Here is a 2,366-nt window from a genome sequence, read left to right as displayed (position 1 = left end):
GAGGTCGGCAACGTCGTGGTGGGGGGGAAGACCCTGCAACAGGCGGATGAACTGATCCGCACCGCCCTCAAACCTGTTTACAACAACCTCTCTCAATTGACCGTCACCTTGCTGGAGAAGCGGCTGCTGATCAGCGTGATGGGCTATGTCAAAAAACCCGGCAGTTATGATCTGGCGCCCGATGGCAACGTGCAGATGGCCCTCGATGCCGCTGGCGGTCTGGTGCCCGGTGCCCAGCTCAACAATATGCAGGTGCGGCGCGGCAGCACGGTCTCGAGCTTCGACTACAAGCGTTATCTCGATACCGGCGATGCCAGCGTGTTGCCGCCATTGCAATCCCTCGATGTGGTGTTCGTGCCCGCCTCTCCGCTGATCGGCAACGTGCAAATAGATTTTGATGCGGCGACCCTGGCGGCAGGCGGGGATGGGGATACCGGCAAGGCGATCAAGGTGTTTGGTGAGGTCAACAGCCCCGGCGCCTTCAGTTTCAAGAGTGGCAACTCCATCGTGGATCTGCTGATGCGAGCCGGTGGGGTGACCCGTTTTGCCGGGGTGGAGCGGATCCGGGTGATCAATGGTGATGCCCCCGAACTGTTCGATCTCAAAGCCTATCTCGACTCCGGCAACAACAAGCTGCTGCCCAATCTGGCGCCGGGCGCCACCATCTTCGTGCCCAAGGATGAAGAGCAGATAAAACGGGGGGCGCGCACCATCTACATCATGGGCGAGGTGTTCAAACCCGGTGCCTATGAGGGGCGGGAAGGGGACTCCTTCCTCGATATTCTGGCCAATGCCGGCGGCCCGACCCGCTATGCCGAGAGTCGCCAGATCCGTTTGCTGCGCACCGATGGCACGATCGAACCCATCGACTTGCAGGCCTATACCGAAGGGATGCAAAAGGCGCTGCCCCAAGTCAAACCCGGTGACGCCATCTTTGTGCCGGAGAAGACCGACATTAACGAGAAGTCCTGGTTGAAAGTGGCCCCCGGGCGGGCTGTGATGGTGATGGGGGCGGTGCGGATCCCGGGCCGCTATGAATGGTCTGACGAGATGTCGCTGCTGGATCTGATCGCCCACGCCGGTGGCCCCAACGAGCGGGCCGATATCGCCAAGGTGCAGATCCTGACCGCCGAAGGGGGGCAGGCCACGCCAACCCTGTTTGATCTCGACAAGTTCCTCCATCAGGGCGGGGCGCTGGCCAGCCTGCCGAAGATCCGGGCCGGATTCACCATCATGATCCCCGAGCTGCCCACCGATCCCAGTGATAACAAGTCCCAGTGGGTGCGCCAGTCACCGGACAGTTCCATCTATATCTTCGGTCAGGTCGGAGCCCCCGGTCGCTATGCGTTCAATGAGCAGATGGGCTTTATCGATATCCTGTCGGCCGCCGATGGCCCGACTGCGGCGGCGGATCTGCGCAATGTGCGCATCGCCCATCGCAGTGGCAGCACGGCGCGGGTCAGCAAGCTCGATCTTGCCCTCTACTTTGAAACCGGCGATGAAACCTTGCTGCCCAAGGTGCTGCCCGGCGATTCCATCTACCTGCCGGAGAAGAATCGTCCCTGGCTCGATGAGCCGAAGGAGAACACCATTCGGGTGCTGGGAGCGATCGCCCGCCCGGGTCGCTACCGCTTTGACTCCTCCATGACCCTGCTGGATCTGCTGGCAGAGGCAGGGGGCCCGACCAGCAGCGCCTATATCAAGAAGATTGTGGTGATCAACATGGCCACCAGTGGTCAGGGGGATCAGGCCCGCAGCTTCGATCTCGACGGCTTTGCCAAAGAGCCCGACTTTAGCCAGTTGCCGGTGCTGCGCGCAGGGGACACCGTCTTTATCCCTGATAGCAAGAGCAGCAACTGGGCCATTTTCATGGATGGCATGCGCGACATCCTGACCACGATCTCGGTGGTGGCCCTGGTCGGGACGCTTTGATATGAGCATCCCCATTCAATATCTGGAGCTCGAATCCCTCTACGCGGCGACGGTCGCTCGGGGGATCCGCTCGCTGGCGGTCACCTCGTCAGAAGGGGGAGAGGGGGTGAGCTCCATCTGCGATGCGCTGGCAAGGCGCTCGGAGGCGGATGGGCTGCGCACCCTGCTGGTGGATCTCAACCTCTATCATCCCGGCCGCGCCACGGCGGTTGCCTGGGGGCCCAATGATGTGCCCGAGCCGGTGGCCACTGGCCGCTCCTTATCCTTGCTCCCGGCTCCGGGCAAGGATCTGATGGCTTTTCGCAACAAGGATACCTTGCGCCAATTGCTGGTTCGCTGGCTCGAGCACTACGATGTGGTGATCTTCGATACCTCGCCGCTCACCGCCCTCAATCGGGGCAATATTCCGGCCGATCAGGTGTGTGGGGCCTGTG

The 2,366-nt window shown here is 61.7% G+C and carries 1 protein-coding gene and 1 pseudogene; both read left to right on the top strand.

Annotated elements, in window-relative coordinates; all coding sequences use genetic code 11:
- Nucleotides 1-1,932: SLBB domain-containing protein (locus tag DBR30_RS17150; protein ID WP_258224474.1), on the top strand; the 1,932-nt coding region annotated here is incomplete at its 5' end.
- A gap of 1 nt (nt 1,933) precedes the next feature.
- Nucleotides 1,934-2,366: pseudogene (locus tag DBR30_RS17145) on the top strand (capsular biosynthesis protein); the annotation flags it as partial.

This window comes from Aeromonas sp. HMWF017 (genome assembly GCF_003061465.1).
Taxonomy (GTDB): domain Bacteria; phylum Pseudomonadota; class Gammaproteobacteria; order Enterobacterales; family Aeromonadaceae; genus Aeromonas; species Aeromonas veronii.
This window is presented reverse-complemented; position numbering and strand designations above follow the sequence as displayed.